This window comes from Microbacterium aurantiacum (assembly GCF_040532595.1).
In the GTDB taxonomy this organism is placed as follows: domain Bacteria; phylum Actinomycetota; class Actinomycetes; order Actinomycetales; family Microbacteriaceae; genus Microbacterium; species Microbacterium chocolatum_B.
Genome location: NZ_JBEVYX010000001.1, coordinates 1,337,615 through 1,355,572 on the forward strand (window position 1 = coordinate 1,337,615; position 17,958 = coordinate 1,355,572).

The 17,958-nt window shown below is 73.1% G+C and carries 21 protein-coding genes and 1 pseudogene; 6 read left to right on the top strand and 16 right to left on the bottom strand.

Annotation, left to right across the window (positions count from 1 at the left end):
- Nucleotides 1-54: 54 nt before the first annotated feature.
- Nucleotides 55-546, bottom strand: a complete 492-nt coding sequence (locus ABXJ56_RS06315) for an Asp23/Gls24 family envelope stress response protein (RefSeq protein WP_353998855.1) — start codon at nt 544-546, stop codon at nt 55-57.
- Nucleotides 547-691: 145 nt separating this feature from the next.
- Here ABXJ56_RS06315 and ABXJ56_RS06320 point away from each other — a divergent pair, with 145 nt between their 5' ends.
- Genes ABXJ56_RS06320 through ABXJ56_RS06335 form a run of 4 tightly spaced genes read left to right on the top strand, consistent with a single transcriptional unit; the run spans nt 692 to nt 2,571 of the window.
- The gene (locus ABXJ56_RS06320; RefSeq protein ID WP_353998856.1) at nt 692-1,273 is read left to right on the top strand and encodes an RNA polymerase sigma factor; all 582 of its coding nucleotides are present in this window, start codon (nt 692-694) and stop codon (nt 1,271-1,273) included.
- Entirely contained in the window at nt 1,270-1,860 is a 591-nt protein-coding gene (locus ABXJ56_RS06325; RefSeq protein ID WP_353998857.1) for an Asp23/Gls24 family envelope stress response protein, read from the top strand. The genes ABXJ56_RS06320 and ABXJ56_RS06325 overlap by 4 nt, the downstream gene beginning before the upstream one ends.
- Entirely contained in the window at nt 1,857-2,168 is a 312-nt protein-coding gene (locus tag ABXJ56_RS06330; protein ID WP_353998858.1) for a hypothetical protein, read from the top strand. The genes ABXJ56_RS06325 and ABXJ56_RS06330 overlap by 4 nt, the downstream gene beginning before the upstream one ends.
- Nucleotides 2,169-2,175: 7 nt before the next feature.
- Entirely contained in the window at nt 2,176-2,571 is a 396-nt protein-coding gene (locus ABXJ56_RS06335; RefSeq protein WP_353998859.1) for a DUF2256 and DUF3253 domain-containing protein, read from the top strand.
- Between the two features lie 18 nt (nt 2,572-2,589).
- Here ABXJ56_RS06335 and ABXJ56_RS06340 read toward each other — a convergent pair whose 3' ends face one another.
- The 5 genes from ABXJ56_RS06340 to aztB all read right to left on the bottom strand — a co-directional run bounded on the left by ABXJ56_RS06340 (nt 2,590) and on the right by aztB (nt 7,698).
- Complete coding sequence (locus ABXJ56_RS06340; RefSeq protein WP_353998860.1) at nt 2,590-3,339, bottom strand: YqjF family protein; 750 nt, start codon at nt 3,337-3,339, stop codon at nt 2,590-2,592.
- Between the two features lie 73 nt (nt 3,340-3,412).
- Entirely contained in the window at nt 3,413-4,633 is a 1,221-nt protein-coding gene (gene aztD, locus ABXJ56_RS06345; protein ID WP_353998861.1) for a zinc metallochaperone AztD, read from the bottom strand.
- A 36-nt stretch (nt 4,634-4,669) separates the two neighbouring features.
- A complete protein-coding gene (gene aztC, locus ABXJ56_RS06350) occupies nt 4,670-5,587 on the bottom strand; it encodes a zinc ABC transporter substrate-binding protein AztC (protein WP_353998862.1) in 918 nt (305 codons plus the stop codon).
- Nucleotide 5,588: 1 nt separating this feature from the next.
- Nucleotides 5,589-6,830: an ABC transporter gene (locus tag ABXJ56_RS06355; RefSeq protein WP_353998863.1), complete on the bottom strand. Its 1,242-nt coding sequence runs from the start codon at nt 6,828-6,830 to the stop codon at nt 5,589-5,591.
- A 13-nt stretch (nt 6,831-6,843) separates the two neighbouring features.
- Complete coding sequence (gene aztB / locus ABXJ56_RS06360) at nt 6,844-7,698, bottom strand: zinc ABC transporter permease AztB (RefSeq protein ID WP_353998864.1); 855 nt, start codon at nt 7,696-7,698, stop codon at nt 6,844-6,846.
- 55 nt (nt 7,699-7,753) lie between these two features.
- On the opposite strand from aztB, the gene aztA reads away from it, so the two are divergent.
- A complete protein-coding gene (aztA, locus tag ABXJ56_RS06365; protein ID WP_353998865.1) occupies nt 7,754-8,431 on the top strand; it encodes a zinc ABC transporter ATP-binding protein AztA in 678 nt (225 codons plus the stop codon).
- On the opposite strand, the gene ABXJ56_RS06370 is transcribed toward aztA, so the two are convergent.
- From ABXJ56_RS06370 to ABXJ56_RS06380, 3 genes are all read right to left on the bottom strand, one after another.
- Nucleotides 8,391-9,413 carry a TerC family protein gene (locus ABXJ56_RS06370; RefSeq protein WP_353998866.1) on the bottom strand — a complete coding sequence of 341 codons (1,023 nt, stop codon included), beginning with the start codon at nt 9,411-9,413 and terminating at the stop codon, nt 8,391-8,393. The two genes, aztA and ABXJ56_RS06370, sit on opposite strands and share 41 nt — an antisense overlap.
- A gap of 191 nt (nt 9,414-9,604) precedes the next feature.
- Nucleotides 9,605-10,483, bottom strand: a complete 879-nt coding sequence (locus ABXJ56_RS06375) for an SDR family oxidoreductase (RefSeq protein WP_353998867.1) — start codon at nt 10,481-10,483, stop codon at nt 9,605-9,607.
- A gap of 137 nt (nt 10,484-10,620) precedes the next feature.
- Nucleotides 10,621-11,562 (bottom strand): hypothetical protein, encoded by a 942-nt coding sequence (locus ABXJ56_RS06380; RefSeq protein WP_353998868.1) that lies wholly within the window; start codon nt 11,560-11,562, stop codon nt 10,621-10,623.
- A gap of 83 nt (nt 11,563-11,645) precedes the next feature.
- Between ABXJ56_RS06380 and ABXJ56_RS06385 the strand changes: the two genes are divergently transcribed.
- On the top strand, nt 11,646-12,425 hold the full coding sequence (locus ABXJ56_RS06385) for a RibD family protein (protein WP_353998869.1): 780 nt from the start codon (nt 11,646-11,648) through the stop codon (nt 12,423-12,425).
- A gap of 432 nt (nt 12,426-12,857) precedes the next feature.
- On the opposite strand, the pseudogene ABXJ56_RS06390 reads toward ABXJ56_RS06385, so the two are convergent.
- The 7 genes and pseudogenes from ABXJ56_RS06390 to ABXJ56_RS06420 form a co-directional block, all read right to left on the bottom strand.
- Nucleotides 12,858-13,361 (bottom strand): annotated as a pseudogene (locus ABXJ56_RS06390) (lysylphosphatidylglycerol synthase domain-containing protein); the annotation flags it as partial.
- A 14-nt stretch (nt 13,362-13,375) separates the two neighbouring features.
- On the bottom strand, nt 13,376-14,233 hold the full coding sequence (locus ABXJ56_RS06395; protein ID WP_353998870.1) for a hypothetical protein: 858 nt from the start codon (nt 14,231-14,233) through the stop codon (nt 13,376-13,378).
- Complete coding sequence (locus tag ABXJ56_RS06400; RefSeq protein WP_353998871.1) at nt 14,188-15,246, bottom strand: glycosyltransferase family 4 protein; 1,059 nt, start codon at nt 15,244-15,246, stop codon at nt 14,188-14,190. The genes ABXJ56_RS06395 and ABXJ56_RS06400 overlap by 46 nt, the downstream gene beginning before the upstream one ends.
- Nucleotides 15,221-15,610 carry a 6-pyruvoyl trahydropterin synthase family protein gene (locus tag ABXJ56_RS06405; protein WP_353998872.1) on the bottom strand — a complete coding sequence of 130 codons (390 nt, stop codon included), beginning with the start codon at nt 15,608-15,610 and terminating at the stop codon, nt 15,221-15,223. The genes ABXJ56_RS06400 and ABXJ56_RS06405 overlap by 26 nt, the downstream gene beginning before the upstream one ends.
- A gap of 31 nt (nt 15,611-15,641) precedes the next feature.
- Entirely contained in the window at nt 15,642-16,634 is a 993-nt protein-coding gene (locus ABXJ56_RS06410; RefSeq protein ID WP_353998873.1) for a zinc-dependent alcohol dehydrogenase, read from the bottom strand.
- A complete protein-coding gene (locus ABXJ56_RS06415; protein ID WP_353998874.1) occupies nt 16,631-17,104 on the bottom strand; it encodes a DUF2231 domain-containing protein in 474 nt (157 codons plus the stop codon). The genes ABXJ56_RS06410 and ABXJ56_RS06415 overlap by 4 nt, the downstream gene beginning before the upstream one ends.
- Nucleotides 17,105-17,137: 33 nt before the next feature.
- The gene (locus tag ABXJ56_RS06420) at nt 17,138-17,875 is read right to left on the bottom strand and encodes a CDP-alcohol phosphatidyltransferase family protein (protein WP_353998875.1); all 738 of its coding nucleotides are present in this window, start codon (nt 17,873-17,875) and stop codon (nt 17,138-17,140) included.
- Nucleotides 17,876-17,958: the final 83 nt, after the last annotated feature.

Genomic DNA, 17,958 nt, shown 5'->3' on the forward strand with positions numbered 1-17,958 from the left:
GGGGCGACGTCGATGGCGACCCGCAGGGTGGGGAACCGCAGAGCGCGGTCTCGATCAGGAGACGCGCGACGGCTCCTCGTCGTTGCTGTCGTCGCCGGGGATGTGCACGTCGTTGACCTCGACGTTGACCTCGACGACCTCCAGGCCCACCAGGCGCGAGATGGCACCCGCGACGGCGGCGCGGACGTTTCCGGCGACCTCCTGGATCGGCGACGGGTACTCCACCACGATGGTCAGGTCGGCCGCGGCCTGCGTCTCGCCGACCTCGACCTTGACGCCCTGCGTGAGGTCGGTGGCGTTGATCGCGTCGCGGATCGCGCCGAATGCACGCGCGCCGCCGCCGCCGAGGGCGTAGACACCGGGGACCTCGCGCGCGGCGATGCCGGCGACCTTCGCCACGACACCGTCGGAGATGGTGGTGCGGCCGGCGGCGTTCTCGTCGCGCGCGCCCGTGAAGGACGAGGTGGGACGGTCGACGCGGGAGGCGGCGCTCTTCGGGGCGCGCGTCTCGTCGGCGGGGGTGGTCGTGATGTCGTTGGCGACCATGATCCGGCTCCTTTATCTGTCGAACGAGGGGAAATCAACCCCGATTCGGGGCGATCTGCGAGCGTTACGTTTGCTCTGCGAATAGGAGGGTCGTCCCGCCGTATTCGTCACGGCGAAGTTCCTGAGCGTTTGCTGGGAGGTGGGGATGGGCGGCATCGCTGGGGCGGGCGCAGCGACGGGATCACCGTTGGGGGCCGCATCCGACCAGATCCTGGTCGAGCGCGCGGTGGACGGCGACGCCACCGCGTTCGGCGAGATCGTGCGGCGGCACAGCTCTCTCATGCGCGCGTACGTATCCCGGATCGTGGGATCGCTGAGCGAGGCCGACGACGTCGTGCAGGATGCGTTCATCACCGCCTGGAAGCAGCTCCCCTCCCTCCGCGACGGTTCCGCGGTCCGCGCCTGGCTGATGCGCATCGCCAGCCGCGAGGCGTTCGCACGCCTCCGCCGCCGCACCGCCGACGTGCCGATCGAGGACGTCCCCCTGGTGCAGAGCGCACACCCCGATCCGGAGGTCCGCGCGGTGCGCCAGGCCCAGCTCGCCGCCCTGTCGGCGGCGCTGGACGAACTCCCCGAGGACCAGCGACGCGCCTGGCTGCTGCGCGAGGTCGCCGACCTCAGCTACGCCGAGATCGCCGAGGAGATGACCACGAGCGCCAGCACCGTGAGAGGCTTGCTGTCACGAGCACGGAGTTCGATCGCGATCCGGATGGAGGACTGGCGATGACCCAGACTCCCCCCGAGATCCTGGACTGCGGGCGCACCGTCGACGAACTGAGCGACTACCTCACCGCCGGCCGTCTCCCCGCCGACGCGCACATCGAGTCGTGCCCCGACTGCCTCAATGCCCTCGACGCGCTCGAGCGGGTCGGGCGGCTGTCCCGCGACCTCATGGCCGACGATGCGGAGCGCCTCCCCCCTCCCCCGCAGGACTGGCTCAACGGCATCCTGTCGGCGGTCCATTCCGAGCTGCGCGCGGGCCGGAGCTTCCCCATCCACCACGACGACCCCCGCGTGTCGATCTCGGTCACGGAGGGCGCGGTGCGCGCGCTCATCCGCGAGACGGGGGATGCCGTGCCGGGCGTCTACATCGGCCGCACCCAGATCATCGGCGACGCCGAGATCCCCGGAGAGCCCGTCGAGGTCGATGTCACCGCCAGCATCGCGTGGGGACTGCCCGTGCCGGAAACGACTGCGCGCGTGCGGGACCTGGTCTACACGGCCCTGAACCAGCACACCGAGCTGAAGGTCGTGGGGGTCAACATCACGGTGGAAGACCTCCACGGCTACGCGTCCGACAAGGAATCGTCATGACTCTCACCACTCCTGAACCGGACGGCGGTCTGGTCTCCCGCGTGCGCGCGGTCGACGGCGTCGTCGACGTGTACGGCTCACCCCTGCAGCAGATCTCCGGCATCCTCGCCGCCGCGACCGGGCGCTCCGGCGAGCGGCAGGCCGACATCGCCGTGTCGGTGCGCGACGGCATCCCCCGGGTTGCGGCCCGCATCGCCACGGATCCCGAGTTCGGCACACCCGAGACCGCGCGCCGCGTCGCCGACGTGCTCGCCGAGAACTCCCCCGAGGACGCGACGATCACGGTGCAGATCGCCCGTATCCACTGAGACCGCCATGGGCCGGTCGCGATCGACACCCGACCCGCGGGCGCAGTCGAAGACGTGCGCATCCTGCGGCCGCGAGATGCAGTGGCGCAAGAAGTGGGCGGCGAACTGGGACAAGGTCGCCTACTGCTCGGACGCGTGCCGACGGCGCGGCGTGCGGTCCGTCGACAGCGCGCTGGAGGACGCGATCCGGGAGCTCCTGGCCGCACGGGCGACGACCGCGACGATCTGCCCCTCCGAGGCCGCACGGGCAGTGGGCGGCGACGACTGGCGCAATCTCATGGAGCCGGCTCGCCGTGCCGCACGCCGGCTCGTCGCGGCGGGCGAGGTCGAGATCACGCAGCGGGGCACGGTCGTGGACCCGTCCACCGCGCGCGGACCCATCCGCATCCGCCGCGCGCGTTAGGACGCTCCGCGGACTCGCTCAGATGCGACGCGCCCGCGCGAAGCGTGTGGTGAAGCCGGGGTGCCCCACGGGCATCGACAGGACGGAGTCCGGCGGACGCGCCGCGAGCCCCGGGAACCCGGCGTCCGCGACGAGATCGTCGTCCAGCTCGAGGAGCTCCGCCGTCCGCAGCGGCCACTCCTCGTGGGTGTTCTGCGCCCAGCGGGTCGCCCCCAGGTGACGCTCGTGGAAGCCCCACCGTGCGGTGAGGAAGCGGGAGAGGTCGGTGTCGACGACCTCGTCGTCGGCTACGCGGACGGCGATGCGCGTCCCCGGCCCGCGCGGACGCCCGCGCGCATCGCGGCGGCGCGAGCGGAACGCGACGGCGGATGCCGCGGCATCCGTCCAGAGTCCGATCGACGCCCACCGGTAGGGCAGCCCGAAGAGGGCCCGGGCCGCGAGGACCGGCGGCAGATGCTCGGCCTCGAGCGTGCGGAAGACGACACCGCGGCGACCGGCGGCATCGACGCCGTAGGTGCGGACGTTGATCTCGGCGAAGGTTCCGAGCCACGGCACGGCGGGAAGGGGCAGGAAGCGGAAGCGCGAGAGCACGAACGGCACGAGCCCCACCCACGCCGAGCCGTCGTGCACGTCCGGGCGGACGCCCGGAGGGAGCATCGGCGCGACCTCGGTGGGCTCGAGGCGCCAGTGGACGAAGACGGCATGGCTCCACACCTGCGACAGGACGGCGCGCTCCGGCAGATCAGGGGCGTGGGCCGGGATCGTCACCCTTCGATTCTCCGCCGGGAAGACGACGTCGGGGTCGCGCCGGCGAACGCGGCGCGACCCCGACGGGGAAGAGTCAGCGCGTGAGCGCGATCTCGTTGGGCGTGACCTCGAGCGTCGCGCTGGCCACGACCTCTCCCGTGGTCAGATCCACGGCGTGGACCTCGTTGCTCGCCGGCTCGGTCACGTAGGCGATGTCGCCGCTGACCTTGATGGCGGGGTGGGCGTCCTGCCAGTCGGCCGGACCCTCCCACGCCTCGATCACCGGGAAGGCGTCGACGAAGGCGCCCGCTTCGAGATCGAGGACGTGGATGCTGCCGTCCGAGGCCAGGATGTAGCCGAGGTCCTCGGGGCCGCGCACGAGGTCGCGGAAGGTGTACTCCGCGCCCTCGGGCATGTCGATCACCTCGAGGGAGGGAGCGGCCGTGTCGATGACGGCGACGCGGTGCAGGAGGTATCCCTCGGCATCCCGGTCGTCCTTGTAGTCGCCGAGGACGAGCGGGCTCGTCTCGCTCACCAAGAGGTTGCCGGTGCGGCCGTAGGGCTGGTCGGGGGCGTCGAGCTTGACGATCTCGTCGCCGTCGTACACGAGCGCGCCGTTGTCGCAGCCGAAGACGACGACCTCGTCCTGCGCGGTGCCCTCGCCGTGGATGCCCGGGCACTCCGCGCTCTCCGCGATCGTGGCGCCGTCGGCATCCTGGACGGTGATGCCCGTGCGCCCGTCGGCGTTGCCGACGGTGGTGACGAACGATCCGTCCTCGAGGACGATCGAGACGCCGTGGTGCGCCTCCACCCCCTCGATCACCGTGGTCTCGGGGAGTTCGTCGCCGGCGGCCAGCAGGTCGTCGGTGTCGAAGATCGTCGTGTCGCTGGTGCCGTCGGCGTAGAGCACGGTCTTGCCGGCGTGGACGACGACGTGGCCGGCGGCCTCCGCCTCGAACAGCCGGTCGGTGAGCACGGGCTCGGTGTCGGCGGTGCCCGCGTCCAGCACCTGGAAGCCCTCGCTCGTGGTGACCATGACGTGTCGGCCGTCGCCCGCGGGGTTCAGGCGGGTGAACTCCTCGGAGTTCACGTCGCCGACGACCTCGAGGGTCTCGCCGTCGAGGACGACGATGCCGCCGGGGTAGGACAGGGCGACGCGGAGACCGGCATCCTGGGCGGCGCCGGAGGCCGCGTCGGACGCCGGGGCGTCGGAGGCGGGGGCGGATGCCGGTGACCCGGCGCACGCGGTGAGCGCGACGGTCGCACCCAGGGCCAGGGCCAGGATTCCGGCGCCGCGGTGAAGCGGAGTTCGCATGTGGTGTTCCTCTTTCTGTGGGGGATCAGCCCGCGCTCAGCGCGACAGGCCGTCGGAGATGCGCTCGGTGTTGGCGCGCATCATGGTCAGGTAGTCCGGCGCTCCGCCGGCGGCATCCGTGAGGGATTCGGTGAACAGCTCGACGACGTCCACCCGCACGTCCGCCTCCTCGGCGAGCGCGCGGACGAGCCGGTCGGGCTGGGACGACTCGGCGAAGATCGTCGGCACCCCCGCCTCCTCGATGGCGCCGACGAGGTCGGCCAGGTCGCTCGTGCTGGGGGCGGCGAGGGTCGTCCCGCCGGGGATGACGGCGCCGATCACGCGGAAGTCGAACCGGTCGGCGAGGTAGCCGAAGACGTGGTGGTTCGTCACGAGCGCACGTCGCTCGGTGGGGAGCGCGGCGAAGGCCGCCGCCATCTCGGCGTCGAGGTCCTCGACCTCTGCGCGGTACGCCGCGGTCCGCTCGGTCACCGCCTCGGCGTCGATGCCGTCCAGGTCGCGCAGGGCGCTTTCCAGGGCGTCGATGACGGCGATCATCTGGGCGGGGTCTGTCCAGAAGTGCGGGTCGTCCGCGCCGCCGGCATCCGTGGAGGTGTACGGCAGGACGTCGACGGCATCGCCCGCGACGAACGTGCGCGCGCCGGCCTCGGCGGCGGCATCCAGGTGCTGCTGCAGTCCTTCCTCGAGGCCGATCCCGTTGGAGACGACGAGGTCGGCGTCGCGCAGCTGCGCGGCTTCGGCCGGCGAGATCTCGAAGGAGTGCGGATCCGCGCCGGGGCGCATCAGGGTCACGACCTCGACGTCATCGCCGACGAGGTTGTCGACGACGTCGCCGAGGATGTTGGTGGACACCACGACGACGGGGCGGTCGCCGTCGGTTCCGGCCGCGGGGGCGCAGCCGGCGAGGACGACGCTCGTCAGCGCGAGGGCGAGGGTGGCGGTGATCCGGCGCATGTCAGCGTCCCGTCAGCGCGGCGAACAGCGGCGCGGTCGTCGGTGTGAACGTCCGCGCGATCCGCGCGTCGTCGGCGAAGTCGAGCTCCCACACCGTCCGCTCGACGGGACCCGTGAGGTACGCGCGCTGCTGGTCGGCGAGCAGGCGGATGCCGCCGGCGCCGTCGGCGAGGCTCCCGGCGACGAGGGGCTCGGTGGCGGCACGCAGCGCGCCGGTCTCGCCGTCGAGGATCAGCACGCGCCCGCTCTCGGTCAGTGCGAGAAGGTGCGCGTCGTCGTCGTCCACGGCGGTGACCTGCACGAGCGGCTCGGGGGCGGGCAGCAGCGTCCAGGTGCGCGCGCGGGTGTCGAGGATCCAGATGCCCGCTTCGCCGCCCTCCCCGGCGAGCGCGGCGACGCGGGGGCGGCCCTCCCGGTTCGCGAACTGCCGGGCGCGCGGCGCGGCGTCGTCCGGGTACGGGATCCGCTCCATCTGCGGCATCCCGTCGGCCAGGGTGACGAGGAGCGCGCCGTCCTCACACCCGATGACCCCGCCGACGCGGGTGGTGATCGACCCCTCGGCGGCGACGCAGTCCTCGGTGACACCCACCTGCTCGCCGTCGCCGTCGCGCAGCATGACGCGGTCGCCCGCGGCGATCGCGGCGAAGGAGCCGACGGGGAGCACGATGCCGCTGCCGGGATCACCCGCGACGCGGAAGCGCTCCACGAGCTCGCCCTTCGACAGCGCCTCGGTGTCGAGGAGCACGGCGTCCCCGGACTCGGGGAAGAACACCCCCGTGCCTCCCGTCGTCGAGGACGAGGTCGTGGTGACCGTCGCGACACCCGCGCCCTCGACGTCACCGATCACGCGCGGCTCGGCGCGGTAGTAGTGGAAGTGGTCCTCGTGGTCCCACGTCCACACGCCGCTGTCGACGATCGACACCCCGGTCTCGTCGATCGCGAACAGGTACCGACCGTCCGAGTGGACCGCATCCGGCTCGCGCACCGTGCCGAGGTCGGCGACCGACTCGTCGAGAAGGTCGAGGTGCGTGACGCCCCCGCCCGGACCGACGAGGGTGAGACCCACCTGCGCTTCGGCGAGCTCCTCCGCGCCCGCGATCTCGCCGTGCGCATCCGCGTCGGCGCCACTCGTGGCGGCGGTGTCCGTGCCGGGGGCCGGGTCGGCGGACGCGCACCCGGTCAGCAGGCTGAGCGCGGCGACGGCGGCGAGGAAGGACGAGGGGACGGGACGGAGCGAAGACATGCGACCTTTCGAGTCACGCGAGGGCGGGCGAGGAGGCGAGGGAGCGGCGGCGGAGGGTCTCGGTGGCGGCGCGCAGACCCCACGAGAGGACGGCGGCCATGACGGCCGCGCCGGCGATCGTCGCGCCGGTGGCGGTGGCGGCGTGCCAGGAGAGGACGAGGCCGCCGACGACGGAGAGGATGCCGAGCGCGGAGGCGAGCACCATCATCGTGGGGAGGCGCTCGGTCCACTGCCGCGCGGCGACGGCCGGTGCGACGAGGAGACCGACGACGAGGAGCGACCCGACCGCCTGGTAGGACGCGACGACCGCGAGGGTCACCAGGCCCACCAGCGCCGCCTGCGCCCACGAGGGCCGGAGTCCGAGCACCCGCGCGACGCGTTCGTCGACGGCGAGCGCGACGAGGGGCCGATGCGCGATGACCGCCGTGGCGACGCCGAGGACGACCGCGATGGCCAGGACGACGAGGTCGCCGGTGGTGATCGCGAGGATGTCGCCGAACAGGATGGCGGTCGCGTCGGTGGCGAAGCTGCCGGCGTGCGAGATGATCACGACGCCGAGCGCCAGCATCCCGACGAAGAGCAGGCCGATGCTCGTGTCGTACGACAGGCGGGCGCGCCGTTGGACCGCACCGATGCCGATGCTCATGACCACGGCGCTGACCGCGGCGCCGATCAGGACGGGAAGGCCCCAGACGGTCGCGAGCGCGACCCCGGGAAGCATCCCGTGCGCCAGCGCCTCACCGAGGAACGCCATGCCCCGCACGACCACCCAGGTTCCCGCGACGCCGCAGAGGACCGCGACGAGCGCCCCGCCGAGGAGCGCGCGCTGCACGAACTCGGGGGCGAAGGGGTCGAAGAGCCAGGACACGAGGCACGACCGTACCGGTAATGAGAACCATTATCAAAACGGTAGGATCGAGTGCGTGCCTGATGCCTTTCCCGCCGTCGTCGTCCGCGCGGCGTCCGTCCGGTTCGGCGATGTCGTCGCGCTCGACGGGGTCGACCTCGCGCTGGACCGCGGGGCGCTCACCGTCATCGTCGGTCCGAACGGCGCGGGGAAGTCGACGCTCCTCGAGGTGATCGCCGGCACGACGCCACTCACGCGAGGCACCGTCGAACGGGGCGGCACCGTGGCGTTCGTGCCGCAGCGCACCGCGCTCACTCCGCGCCTCCCGCTGACGGCGTCCGACATGGTGGCCGTCGGCACGTGGCGGCGGGCAGGGCTCTGGCGGCGGCTGTCCGATCGGATGCGGGACGACATCGCGCAGGCGATGGCGCGCCTCGACGTCCTCGACCTCGCGCAGCGCCCGTTCGCGGCACTGTCGGGCGGCCAGCAGCAGCGCGTCCTGATCGCTCAGGGCCTGGTCGGGCGCGCGGATCTCCTTCTGCTGGACGAGCCGACCACCGCGGTGGACGCCCGCAGTGCCGGGCTCATCCTCGACACGGTCGCCGCGGAGGCCGCGCGCGGTGCGACGGTCGTGTGCGTCAGCCACGACGCGCGCCTCATCGACACGGCCGCCGTCGTGGTTCCCCTCGACGGCGGCCGGATCGATACGGGCGTCAGGGACGCGGGTCGCGCGCGTCCTCGATGTCCTGCTTGACCTCGACCGGGCGACGCAGGCGGTCGCTGCGGGTCTTGGCGAGACTTGCGACGGTGGCGACGGTGACGGTCGCGGCGATGAACAGCAGGGACAGCCAGATCGGGATCTCGGGGATCCACAGCACCGGCTCGCCGCCGTTGATGAAGGGCAGCTCGTTGACGTGCAGGGCGTGGAAGACGAGCTTCACACCGATGAACGCGAGGATCACGGCGAGACCCTGGGCGAGGTAGATCAGGCGCTCCAGCAGACCGCCGATGAGGAAGTACAGCTGGCGCAGGCCCATGAGGGCGAAGGCGTTGGCGGTGAAGACGATGTAAGCCTCGTTGGTGAGGCCGTAGATCGCGGGGATCGAGTCGACGGCGAAGATCAGGTCGACGAAGCCGATCGCGACGATGACGAGGAGCATCGGGGTGACGAAGCGCCGACCGTCCTTCTTCACGAAGAGGCGGTCGCCGTTGTACTCGTCGCTCACCGGCAGGATGCGGCGGACCATCGTCATGAACTTGCCGTTGGCGGGGTCGGACTCCCCGTGCGAGAAGGCCTGTCGGTAGGCGAGGAAGAGCAGCAGCGCGCCGAAGATGTAGAAGATCCAGGAGAAGTTCTCGATGAGCGCCGCGCCCACCGCGATGAACGCACCGCGCATGATCAGCGCGATGACGATGCCGATCATCAGCACCTTCTGCTGGTAGATCTTCGGCACCGCGAACCCGGTCATGACGATCAGGAAGACGAAGAGGTTGTCGATCGACAGCGCCTTCTCGGTGAGGTAGCCGGCGAAGTACTCACCGCCGAACCGCCAGCCCGACACCACGCCGATGCCGACACCGAAGAGGAGCGCGAGGGCGATGTAGAACACCGACCAGCGGGCGGACTCCCCGATCGTCGGCGCGTGGGGCTTGCGCACGTGCGCGAAGTACTCGAAGACGAAGAAGGCGACGGTCACCGCGATGGTGATCCCCCACACAAGGGGCGTGATGTTCACAGGGTCTCCAGACCATGGCGTGGACGAATCGACGCCAAGGTCTTCCCCATCTCCGACGGAGACCGGCGATCCGGGAGGCGAGAAGCCTCCGTGATGACGAATCCACCGTGTCGGGGTACTCCCCTTGGACCGTGCAACCTTAGGGGAGGATCCGCTCGCGTGGCTGAGAATCCCCTGTGGAGCGCGGCGGGTCAGGCCAGCTGGAAGCCGCCGTCGCTGCTCAGCACCTGGCCGACCACCCAGCTGCCCTCGGGCGACGCCAGCCACGAGATGAGCGCGGCCGGATCCTCGGGCCGGCCGAACCGGCCGAACGGTGTTCCGGCGACGCGCGCGTCGAGGCCGTCGAGATCGCGGTCGGTGGTCTCGGCATCCAGGTATCCGGTGTTGACCGGACCCGGGTCGATCGTGTTCAGGACGATGCCGAGTTCGAGGAGCTCCGCCGCGACGGTCTTCGTCACCCCCGCCAGCGCCGCCTTGCTTGTGGCGTAGGCGACCTCGCCGCGCATCGGGCCGTGGATCTGGCCGGAGGTCATCCAGAAGACGTGCCCCGTCGGGGCCGCGAAGGGTCCGTCGCCGACGATGCGGTCGCCCGGACGACGGCGCTCCCCGGGGGTGTGCCGGCGGGCGGCGAACGCGGAGGTGAGCAGGAGCGTCGCACGGGTGTTGACGTCCCAGAAGGCGTCGAGGGTCTCCGGTGTCATGTCCAGGATGCTGCCGTCGCCGCCGCTGCGCGCGTGATTGCACACGAGGATCTCGACGGAGCCCGTGATCGAGGCGGCCGCATCGATCACGCGCGGGATCGCCGCGGCATCCGACAGGTCCGCCCCGATGTCGACGAGCTCGGCACCGGGCACGAGCTGGGACCGGATGCCGTCCCGCACCGCCTCGAGATCGTCGGCGCCCCACGGCTGACCCTCGTCGTGGGTGCGGTGGTGGTGGATGGCGACATGCGCACCCCGGCGCGCGAACGCCGACGCGACGGCGAAGCCGATGCCGCGGCGCCGGGAGACGCCGGTGACGAGGGCGGTGCGGCCGAGGAGCGGGGTGGCGGGGGCGGAGCGGTGGGTCACGAGCGCCGAGTGTGGCACACCTGCGCGCGTTCGAGAACAGGAGAGCCGACCAGAACAGGACGTCTCGCCCCGGATCCTCCTGTTCTCGTGGGATCGCCTGCGTCGGCGCGGAGGCGATCCCCGGAGGAGCGCGCCGATCAGCAGCCGGCGTGCCGTCGGAGCTCGTCGGCGTCGCGCCGGAAGAGGTCGAGCTGCATCCCTCCCCCGTCGGCGGCGTGCTTTCGTGCGTTGAAGGCCCGCTGCCAGAGCGCCGCGGCCCACGCGGCACGGCGCTCGTCCTCGTCGAACGCCTGCCCGCGCACCGTCTCGTAGGCCCCGAGGAACTCCGCGACCTCCCCCGGCGTGGCGCACCAGGCCACGACGCCGGCCGGCCAGATCGCCGCCGCCCCGCCCACGATCGCGCACTCCGGCTGGGCGATGAGGCTGTCCCAGTCGTGCACGGCGTGGATCGCGTCGCCGTTCCACCGCAGGTTCTGGTCCTCGAAGTCGCCGTGGCCGATCACGACCGGCCGCTCCAGGGAGCGCAGGACGCTTCGCGCGGCAGCGCCCGCCTCATCGACGTCGTCCGGACCCGGCCCGTCGATCGGCGTGCCGGCGTCATCCCGAGCCGGCCAGAGCGACGCACCCCCGTGGCCCCACGCCACCCAGGCCGGTTCGTCGACGTGGAGCCCGGGGTGGTCGCCGGCCGGCGGAGCGGAACGGATCAATCGGTGCAGCACGTCGGCGAACGCCCGCGCGGCGCCCGGGCCGGGACCGCGCGTGGCACCGCCCGGAACGAGCCGCTCGACCGAGACCGCGACGCCGTCCGCCCGCACGGGACCACGGACCGGCGCGGGTACCGGCAGCCCCTGTCCGGCCAGGGCGACCTGCACCGCGAAGACGTCGTCGAGGCGCGCGGAGTCGGGGCGGATCTTCACGACGACGTCGTCGCCGGCACGGGTGCGGACGCCGAAGACGCGGCTCAGATTGCCCGACGCGAAGAGGATCCGCGCGGCGTCGCCGTGGAGCACGTCGTGGACGTCGAGGTCGCCGAGGGCGGCCTGCAGGTCGGAGACGGGAACGGCATCCTCGGATGTCATCCGGCGATCGTACGCCGCTCCCACGGCCACGGCCCGAATGCAAGCCCGCCCCGCGGATCGGACCGGACGCTTACGCTGGAAGGATGCCGCCCACCACCGCCGGAGGACCGACGCCCTCATCGGCGAGCGGCGGCGCCCCCGACCCCGACGACCGCGCCTGGCGACAGCTGCTCGCCGGCGACGAGCCCGCGTGCGCGCAGCTCGCGGAGATCTACACACCGCTGGCGAACGCCCGCGGCCCGCTCGCGGTCGCCCAGCTCGGCCAGAGCCTCGACGGCTTCATCGCCGCCCGGACCGGCGATGCATGCTTCGTCACCGGCGAAGAGGATCGCCGGCACCTCCACCGCCTCCGCGCCCTCGTCGACGCCGTCGTCGTCGGCTGGCGGACGGTCGCGAACGACGACCCGCGCCTCACCGTCCGCGCCGTCGCCGGAGCGAACCCCGTGCGGGTCGTGTTGGACGCATCCGCGCGCATCCCGGCGGCATCCGGCCTCCTGCACGACGGCGCCGCGCCCACGCTCTGGCTGGTGGATGCCGCGACCCCGGTCGACGTCGAGGTCGGTCCGCACGTGCAGATCGTGCGGGTCCCAGGCCTGCGCTCGCTCACGCCACGCGAGATCCTCGGCGTGCTCGAAGCGCGAGGACTGTCACGGGTGCTGATCGAGGGCGGAGGGGTGACGGTGTCGCGTTTCGTCGGCGACCACGCCCTCCGCTGGCTGTACCTCACCACCGCGCCGGTGCTCATCGGCGACGGTGTGCCCGGCATCCGCTTCGACGGGGAGGACCGTCTCGCGGACGCCCTTCGCGGACCGGTGCGCAGATTCCCGCTGGGCGCGGATCTCTGCACCGAGTTCACCTTCTGACACCGGCCGGTTCGGCGCCCGCCCGCGCTCGGATGCCGCCCTCGCCCGCCGACGCTCGCGCGCCCGGCGGACCTCGCGGACGCGGGGGAGTGTGCGTACGGCGACGACGACCGCACCGGGGAGGGTCGATGCCAGGGCGAGGATGCCGTAGCCGATCGACACCGTGATGCCCAGCTCGGCGGTGGAGCCGACGAGGTCGAACGCCCACGCCGCGGCGGCCTCGCGCGTGCCCCAGCCGCCCACGCCGAGCGGGATCGACATGCCGGCGATCGCGATCGCCGCCGTCCCGGGAAGCACGGCGAGACTCAGCGCGGGAGCCAGGGCCAGGGCCGACACGACGAAGATCCCCGCGAACGCCGCCCACCCGGCGACGGCGAGGGCGATGACCGCGATCAGCTCACGGGCCGACAGCCGGCGCAGCCACCGCCAGGCGATCGCGGAGACGAGCACCGCGATCCCGACGCTGCCGAGCGCGAAGAGCGGGGCGGGGGCGGCGAGAGCGACCCCGGCGGCGAGGAAGACCACCGCGGTGCCGGCCAGCCTCTCTCCCGCCATCGCGGCGAATCCGCTGGCGAGAGCGCGTCGCCCGGCGTCGACATCGGCGTCGCTGCTGTCGTCGGCGGCGCGGAGCGCGTCTCCGGCCAGACCACCGGGAAGCACGCTGTTGAGGAAGGACGCCTGCCAGCAACGGGCGATCGCGGGTCCGAGAGGGATGCGGATCGCGTGGTGCCGCGCGACGACCCGCCAGCGGAGGGCCTGGGCGACGACGCCGGCAGCGCCGAGGGCGACGCCGGTCGGGTAGGCCCACCAGGGCAGCTGCGTCACCGCATCCACGAGCGGGGCGAGTCCGAAGCGCCACACCACGACGGCGAGGATGCCGACGGTGACGACGATCTGGAGGAGGGCCACGGCGACCAGTCGCCCTCGACCCGCCATCCGTCCGACTCCGCTCACGCGGTGGCGGGGAGGCTCAGGATGTCGGCGTGCCCGACGCGCACGATGAGCGCGCCCCGGTCGATCTGGCCCTGACGCTCCGCGCGCCAGGCGGCGACGAGGTCGGCCAGCGCGGGGTCGTGCTCGATCGCGACATCCGCCCGATCGTGGAGGTAGCGCTGCAGGAGCGGCGCCTGGTCCGCCGCGTCCAGCCGCCACGGGGTCGCGGCGACCTCCACGCGCTGTCCGCGATCGCGGAGGAGGGCGGCGACATGGTCGGCGGCATCCGGGCCGAGGAGGTCGTCGCGGCGCTGGTGCGCGTCGAAGGCGGCGGTGATCGCGGCGTCCGCGGGGTGCGGCGGATCGATCGACACGTCGCCGGTGACGCTGAGGCTCAGAAGGGCCGCCGATCCGGTCCGTGCGATCGCGTCGACGAGCACGGCGGCATCCTCCGGGGAGAGCAGGTCGAGAAGGGCCGCGCACGTGAAGAGCACCGGCCCTTCGCCCTCGGCGACGACGTCGGGGAGCTCGGCGACCGTCGCGATGCGGCGCGTGAGCGACGACACCGAGGGCGGGGCGACCGGATCCACGGCGTCGATGAGATCGGCATCGTGGTCGACGAGGATCCAGTGCTGCTCGAGCGGCGCGAGCCGATCGGCCAGCCACGCCTGGTTGGAGCCGGTTCCGGCGCCGACGTCGATGACGCGCACGGGCGCGTCCTCCGCGCCGAGCGCGGCCACCGCCTCCCGCACGAGCGGAAGCGCCGCCTCGCGGGCGGTGTGATCGGCCTGGCGCCGCAGCGACAGCCAATCGGCGGGAACGGGACGGCTCACCATCGGAGCAGGTCCCGCAGCTGCGTCGCGGCGTGCGGCCATCCTCGAAGTCTAGACCGGGCATCGGATGCCGCGGCCCGCCAGGCGGCACTGAGGTCGGCGTCGTCCAGCCAGCGCGCGATCGCGTCGGTCCACTCCGCCGGGCGGTCCGGGTCGAGCGCGAGACCCGGGAGGGGCGCCCCGGACTCGGTGCCGTCGACCAGCGCTTCGACCGCCCCCGTGCCGGCCGCGACGAGGGCCGGGATGCCGCGGGCCAGGCCCTCGGTGACGACCATGCCGTAGGGCTCGACGAGCGAGGGCAGGAGGAGCAGGTCGGTCTCGCGCCACAGGCGCTCGCGTCGACGCCCCGAGACGGCGCCGACGACGCGCGCACGATCGACGCCGAGCGCCTCGACCGCGCCCGTGACCCGGGCGACGTAGGGATCGGCGTCCCGGGCCGGCCCGGCGACCACGACCTCCCACGCGCGATCCCGCAGCGGTTCGAGTGCCGACAGGGCGACGACCGCGTTCTTCCGCGGCGTGACGGCACCGAGGATCAGCAGCCGAGGCGGTGTGCTCCCGATCGCGGGATCCGCGGTATCGACACCCGGCCGCACGACCTCGGCGGCGACGTCGTAGCGCGCCCGCAGGTCGTCACGCGCCCAGGCGCTCGTGCAGAGGATCAGATCCGCCGCTTCCAGCGCGGCCCGCTCCCCGCGCGCGAGGGTGTCGGCGTCGGCCTCCGAGAGCCCGGACTCGGCGGGCAGCGGCAGGTGCACGAGGATCACGACGCGGATGCCGGCCGCCGCGGCATCCGCGATCCGATCGGGCGCCGCGCAGGCCACGATGCCGTCGACGACGACCTCGCGCGCCGATGCGAGGGCTTCCGCGAGGGAATCGAGATCGGCCTCCGTCGGCCGCGGCCACGCACCGGGGACGCCCCGCTCGACGACGTCGACACCGCCCGCGCGGAGAGCGGCGATGATCGCGGTGTTGTAGGCGCTTCCGCCGCTCGGGCCGCCGAGATCGGCGGGGACGACGAAGGCGCGGTCAGCGACCGGCGAGGTCGAGGTCATACGTCACCCACGCATCGGGATGCTCGCGCACGACGATGCCGATCCCGGTGATGCCCGCGGCCGGGTCGAGCCGTTCGGCGAGCGCGTCGGCGATGTGGGCGGCGACGGCCTCCGTGGTGCTGAGGGTCCCGGCGAACGCGGGGTGCTCGTCGAGGTTCGCGTAGCGCAGCGGGTCGAGCACCTCGGAGAGGTGGCGGGAGGCCTCGCCGATGTCGATGACGACCGCGTGGTCGTCCAGGCGCGGGCTCCGCCAGGTCGCCTCGACCACGAGGGTCGCGCCGTGCAGCCCCTGGGCGGGGCCGAAGAATTCATCGGGCAGGCTGTGGGCGATCATCACGTGATCGCGGACGGTGAGTCCGAACATGGGGTCCTCTCGGAGTCGGGTCGGGTCGGGTTCAGGGGGCGCCGGGGTACGTCACGACCACGCACCCGGGGCCGATGCGACCGTCCTCGAGCGCGGCGAAGGCGTCATCGATCTCGTCGAAGGCGATGTCGGCCGCGAGGAGGGTGTCGAACGCGGGGTCCGCGAGGAGCTCCAGCGCGGTCGCGAGCCGGTCGGCCGAGTCGCGGCGCGCGCGCCGGGCGGCGCCGATCCGCGACACCTGGCTGGCGGTGATCCGCAGGCGGCGGGAGTGGAAGTCCTCCCCCAGCGGCACGCGGGGTTCGCGCGCGCCGAACCACGACATCTCCACGAGTTCCGCCTCGTCGCCGAGGAGCCCGAGGGCGAGGGCGAGCCCGGACTCGGATGCCGAGGCGTGGAAGACGATGTCGCAGTCGCCGACCGCGTCCTCGGGCGCCACGGCGTCGAGACCCGCCTCGGCCAGTTGGCGCCGGCGCGCGGCATCCGGATCCACGATCTGCAGCCGGGCGAGGGGGAAGCGACGCAGGAGCAGGGCGACCGCCCCGCCGACGAGCCCCCCGCCGACGACGGCGATGCGGTCGCCCGCGCAGGGCGGCGCATCCCACAGCGCATTCAGCGCCGTCTCCACCGTGCCGGTGAGCACCGCGCGCCGGGAGGGGACCGCGTCGGGGAGGGGTGTGAGCATGGACGCGGCGACGACGAAGCGGTCCTGATGCGGGTGCAGGCAGAACACGCGGCGCCCCATGAGGTCGGCGGGTCCGTCCTCGACGACGCCGACGGAGAGGTAGCCGTACTTCACCGGAAAGGGGAAGTCGCCCTCCTGGAAGGGAGCACGCATGCGCTCGCGCTGCGAGATCGGCACGTCGCCGCGGCGGACGAGCAGCTCGGTTCCGCGGCTGATGCCGGAGTGAAGGGCGCGGACGCGCGCCTCGCCGGGGCGCGGGGCGCGGAGCGTCTCGTCGCGCAGCTCCCCGGCACCCGGCTCGGTGGACCAGTACGCGCGCGCGGCGCCGGGACCGTCCGTCACGCGGGGACCGCCGCGGCCACGCCCGACCACACTTCTTCCGCACCGGAGTGGCCGACGAGGAACGTGAAGACGCACGCGACGACCCCCGCGACGGAGGCGAGGATGCCGGTCACGCGCTCGGCGATCGTACGACCGCGCGCGGGCGCGGTGTCCCGGGCCGCCGCCCGGTGGAGCAGCACGGCCTGGACGTACCACGCGACCGCGAGCACGCCGAAGACGACGGCCGCGGCGAGAGCGGGGTCGGCCCACGCCATGTGCGCGTACGGGGTGCCGACGATCTCGGCGAGGGCCGAACCCGAGCGGTGGGCGACGAAGAACGAGACGGTTCCGAGAAGGGCGAGCACCGCACCGACCGCCCCCACCTGCACGCGCACCCGCGCCCAGAACACCGCCGTGATCACCAGCACCGCGGCGAGCGGGACCAGAACGACGGCGGCGTGCACGACAAGGGGGTGAAGGGGCAGATCCATGACTCTCTCGTCCGGTCGGGGCGGAAAGCGGGCTCAGGCGCGCTCGAGCGCAATGATGTCACGCCCGAACGACGCGACGAGGAGCGTCAGGGCGATCGCGACCGATGCGGCGGCCAGCGGCACCGGCACGATGGGCACGAGCGCCACGAGCAGGGCGATGCCCTGGATCGCCGCGACCGTCCTGCGGAACGAGCTGTACGCCAGGTCGCCGCGGAGCTTCGGACGGATCCAGGATGCCGCGACGAAGAGGTAGCGCATCGCGCCGAGCGCGAGCACCCACCAGCCCACCGTCGGGGCCGCGAGGATCGACAGCACCAGCAGCAGCGCGGCGTCGGATTCCATGTCGAGGCGGGCTCCGGCATCCGTCGCCGTTCCGGTGCTCCGCGCGACCCACCCGTCGATCGCGTCGAGGAGGAGCGCCGCTCCGATCACGGCGGCGACCACCCAGGTGCGGGCGGGGAGGCTGCCGGCGAGGACCAGGACGGTCGCGGCGGCGACGACTCCGGTGAGTCCGACCCGGCCGAGAGTGACGCGGTCGGCCGGGGTGACCGCGCGCGGGCGGCGCCGGAGGATCGACACCGCGGCGACGCCCGGGACGATGAGCGCCGCGACCATCGCGAGGAGGATGACCAGGCCGTGCGGCGTGTGCAGCAGCGCCCACAGAGCCGCGGCGGCGAGCGGGACGAGGACGACGACCCCGGCCTCGGCGACCCCGCCGGAGCGCGCCGGCCGCGCCGCCGAGGGGGCGTTCGCGAGGCGCAGCTGGGTCATGCAGTCACGATAATGCGGCCGGAAAGGGCCGGGGCCGAACGCGGGGGGATCTTTACCCGGGGCGTGGGCGGGGACTATGCTTC

Bases quoted from the DNA above. Each gene is read 5' to 3' on its own strand.
- ABXJ56_RS06380 (WP_353998868.1), bottom strand. From the start codon at position 11,562: ATGACATCCGAGGATGCCGTTCCCGTCTCCGACCTGCAGGCCGCCCTC.
- ABXJ56_RS06320 (WP_353998856.1), top strand. From the start codon at position 692: ATGGGCGGCATCGCTGGGGCGGGCGCAGCGACGGGATCACCGTTGGGG.
- ABXJ56_RS06420 (WP_353998875.1), bottom strand. From the start codon at position 17,875: ATGACCCAGCTGCGCCTCGCGAACGCCCCCTCGGCGGCGCGGCCGGCG.
- ABXJ56_RS06395 (WP_353998870.1), bottom strand. From the start codon at position 14,233: ATGGCCGCACGCCGCGACGCAGCTGCGGGACCTGCTCCGATGGTGAGC.
- aztD (WP_353998861.1), bottom strand. From the start codon at position 4,633: ATGCGAACTCCGCTTCACCGCGGCGCCGGAATCCTGGCCCTGGCCCTG.
- ABXJ56_RS06355 (WP_353998863.1), bottom strand. From the start codon at position 6,830: ATGTCTTCGCTCCGTCCCGTCCCCTCGTCCTTCCTCGCCGCCGTCGCC.
- ABXJ56_RS06415 (WP_353998874.1), bottom strand. From the start codon at position 17,104: ATGGATCTGCCCCTTCACCCCCTTGTCGTGCACGCCGCCGTCGTTCTG.
- ABXJ56_RS06335 (WP_353998859.1), top strand. From the start codon at position 2,176: ATGGGCCGGTCGCGATCGACACCCGACCCGCGGGCGCAGTCGAAGACG.
- ABXJ56_RS06315 (WP_353998855.1), bottom strand. From the start codon at position 546: ATGGTCGCCAACGACATCACGACCACCCCCGCCGACGAGACGCGCGCC.
- ABXJ56_RS06400 (WP_353998871.1), bottom strand. From the start codon at position 15,246: ATGACCTCGACCTCGCCGGTCGCTGACCGCGCCTTCGTCGTCCCCGCC.
- ABXJ56_RS06405 (WP_353998872.1), bottom strand. From the start codon at position 15,610: ATGTTCGGACTCACCGTCCGCGATCACGTGATGATCGCCCACAGCCTG.
- ABXJ56_RS06325 (WP_353998857.1), top strand. From the start codon at position 1,270: ATGACCCAGACTCCCCCCGAGATCCTGGACTGCGGGCGCACCGTCGAC.
- ABXJ56_RS06385 (WP_353998869.1), top strand. From the start codon at position 11,646: ATGCCGCCCACCACCGCCGGAGGACCGACGCCCTCATCGGCGAGCGGC.
- ABXJ56_RS06330 (WP_353998858.1), top strand. From the start codon at position 1,857: ATGACTCTCACCACTCCTGAACCGGACGGCGGTCTGGTCTCCCGCGTG.
- aztC (WP_353998862.1), bottom strand. From the start codon at position 5,587: ATGCGCCGGATCACCGCCACCCTCGCCCTCGCGCTGACGAGCGTCGTC.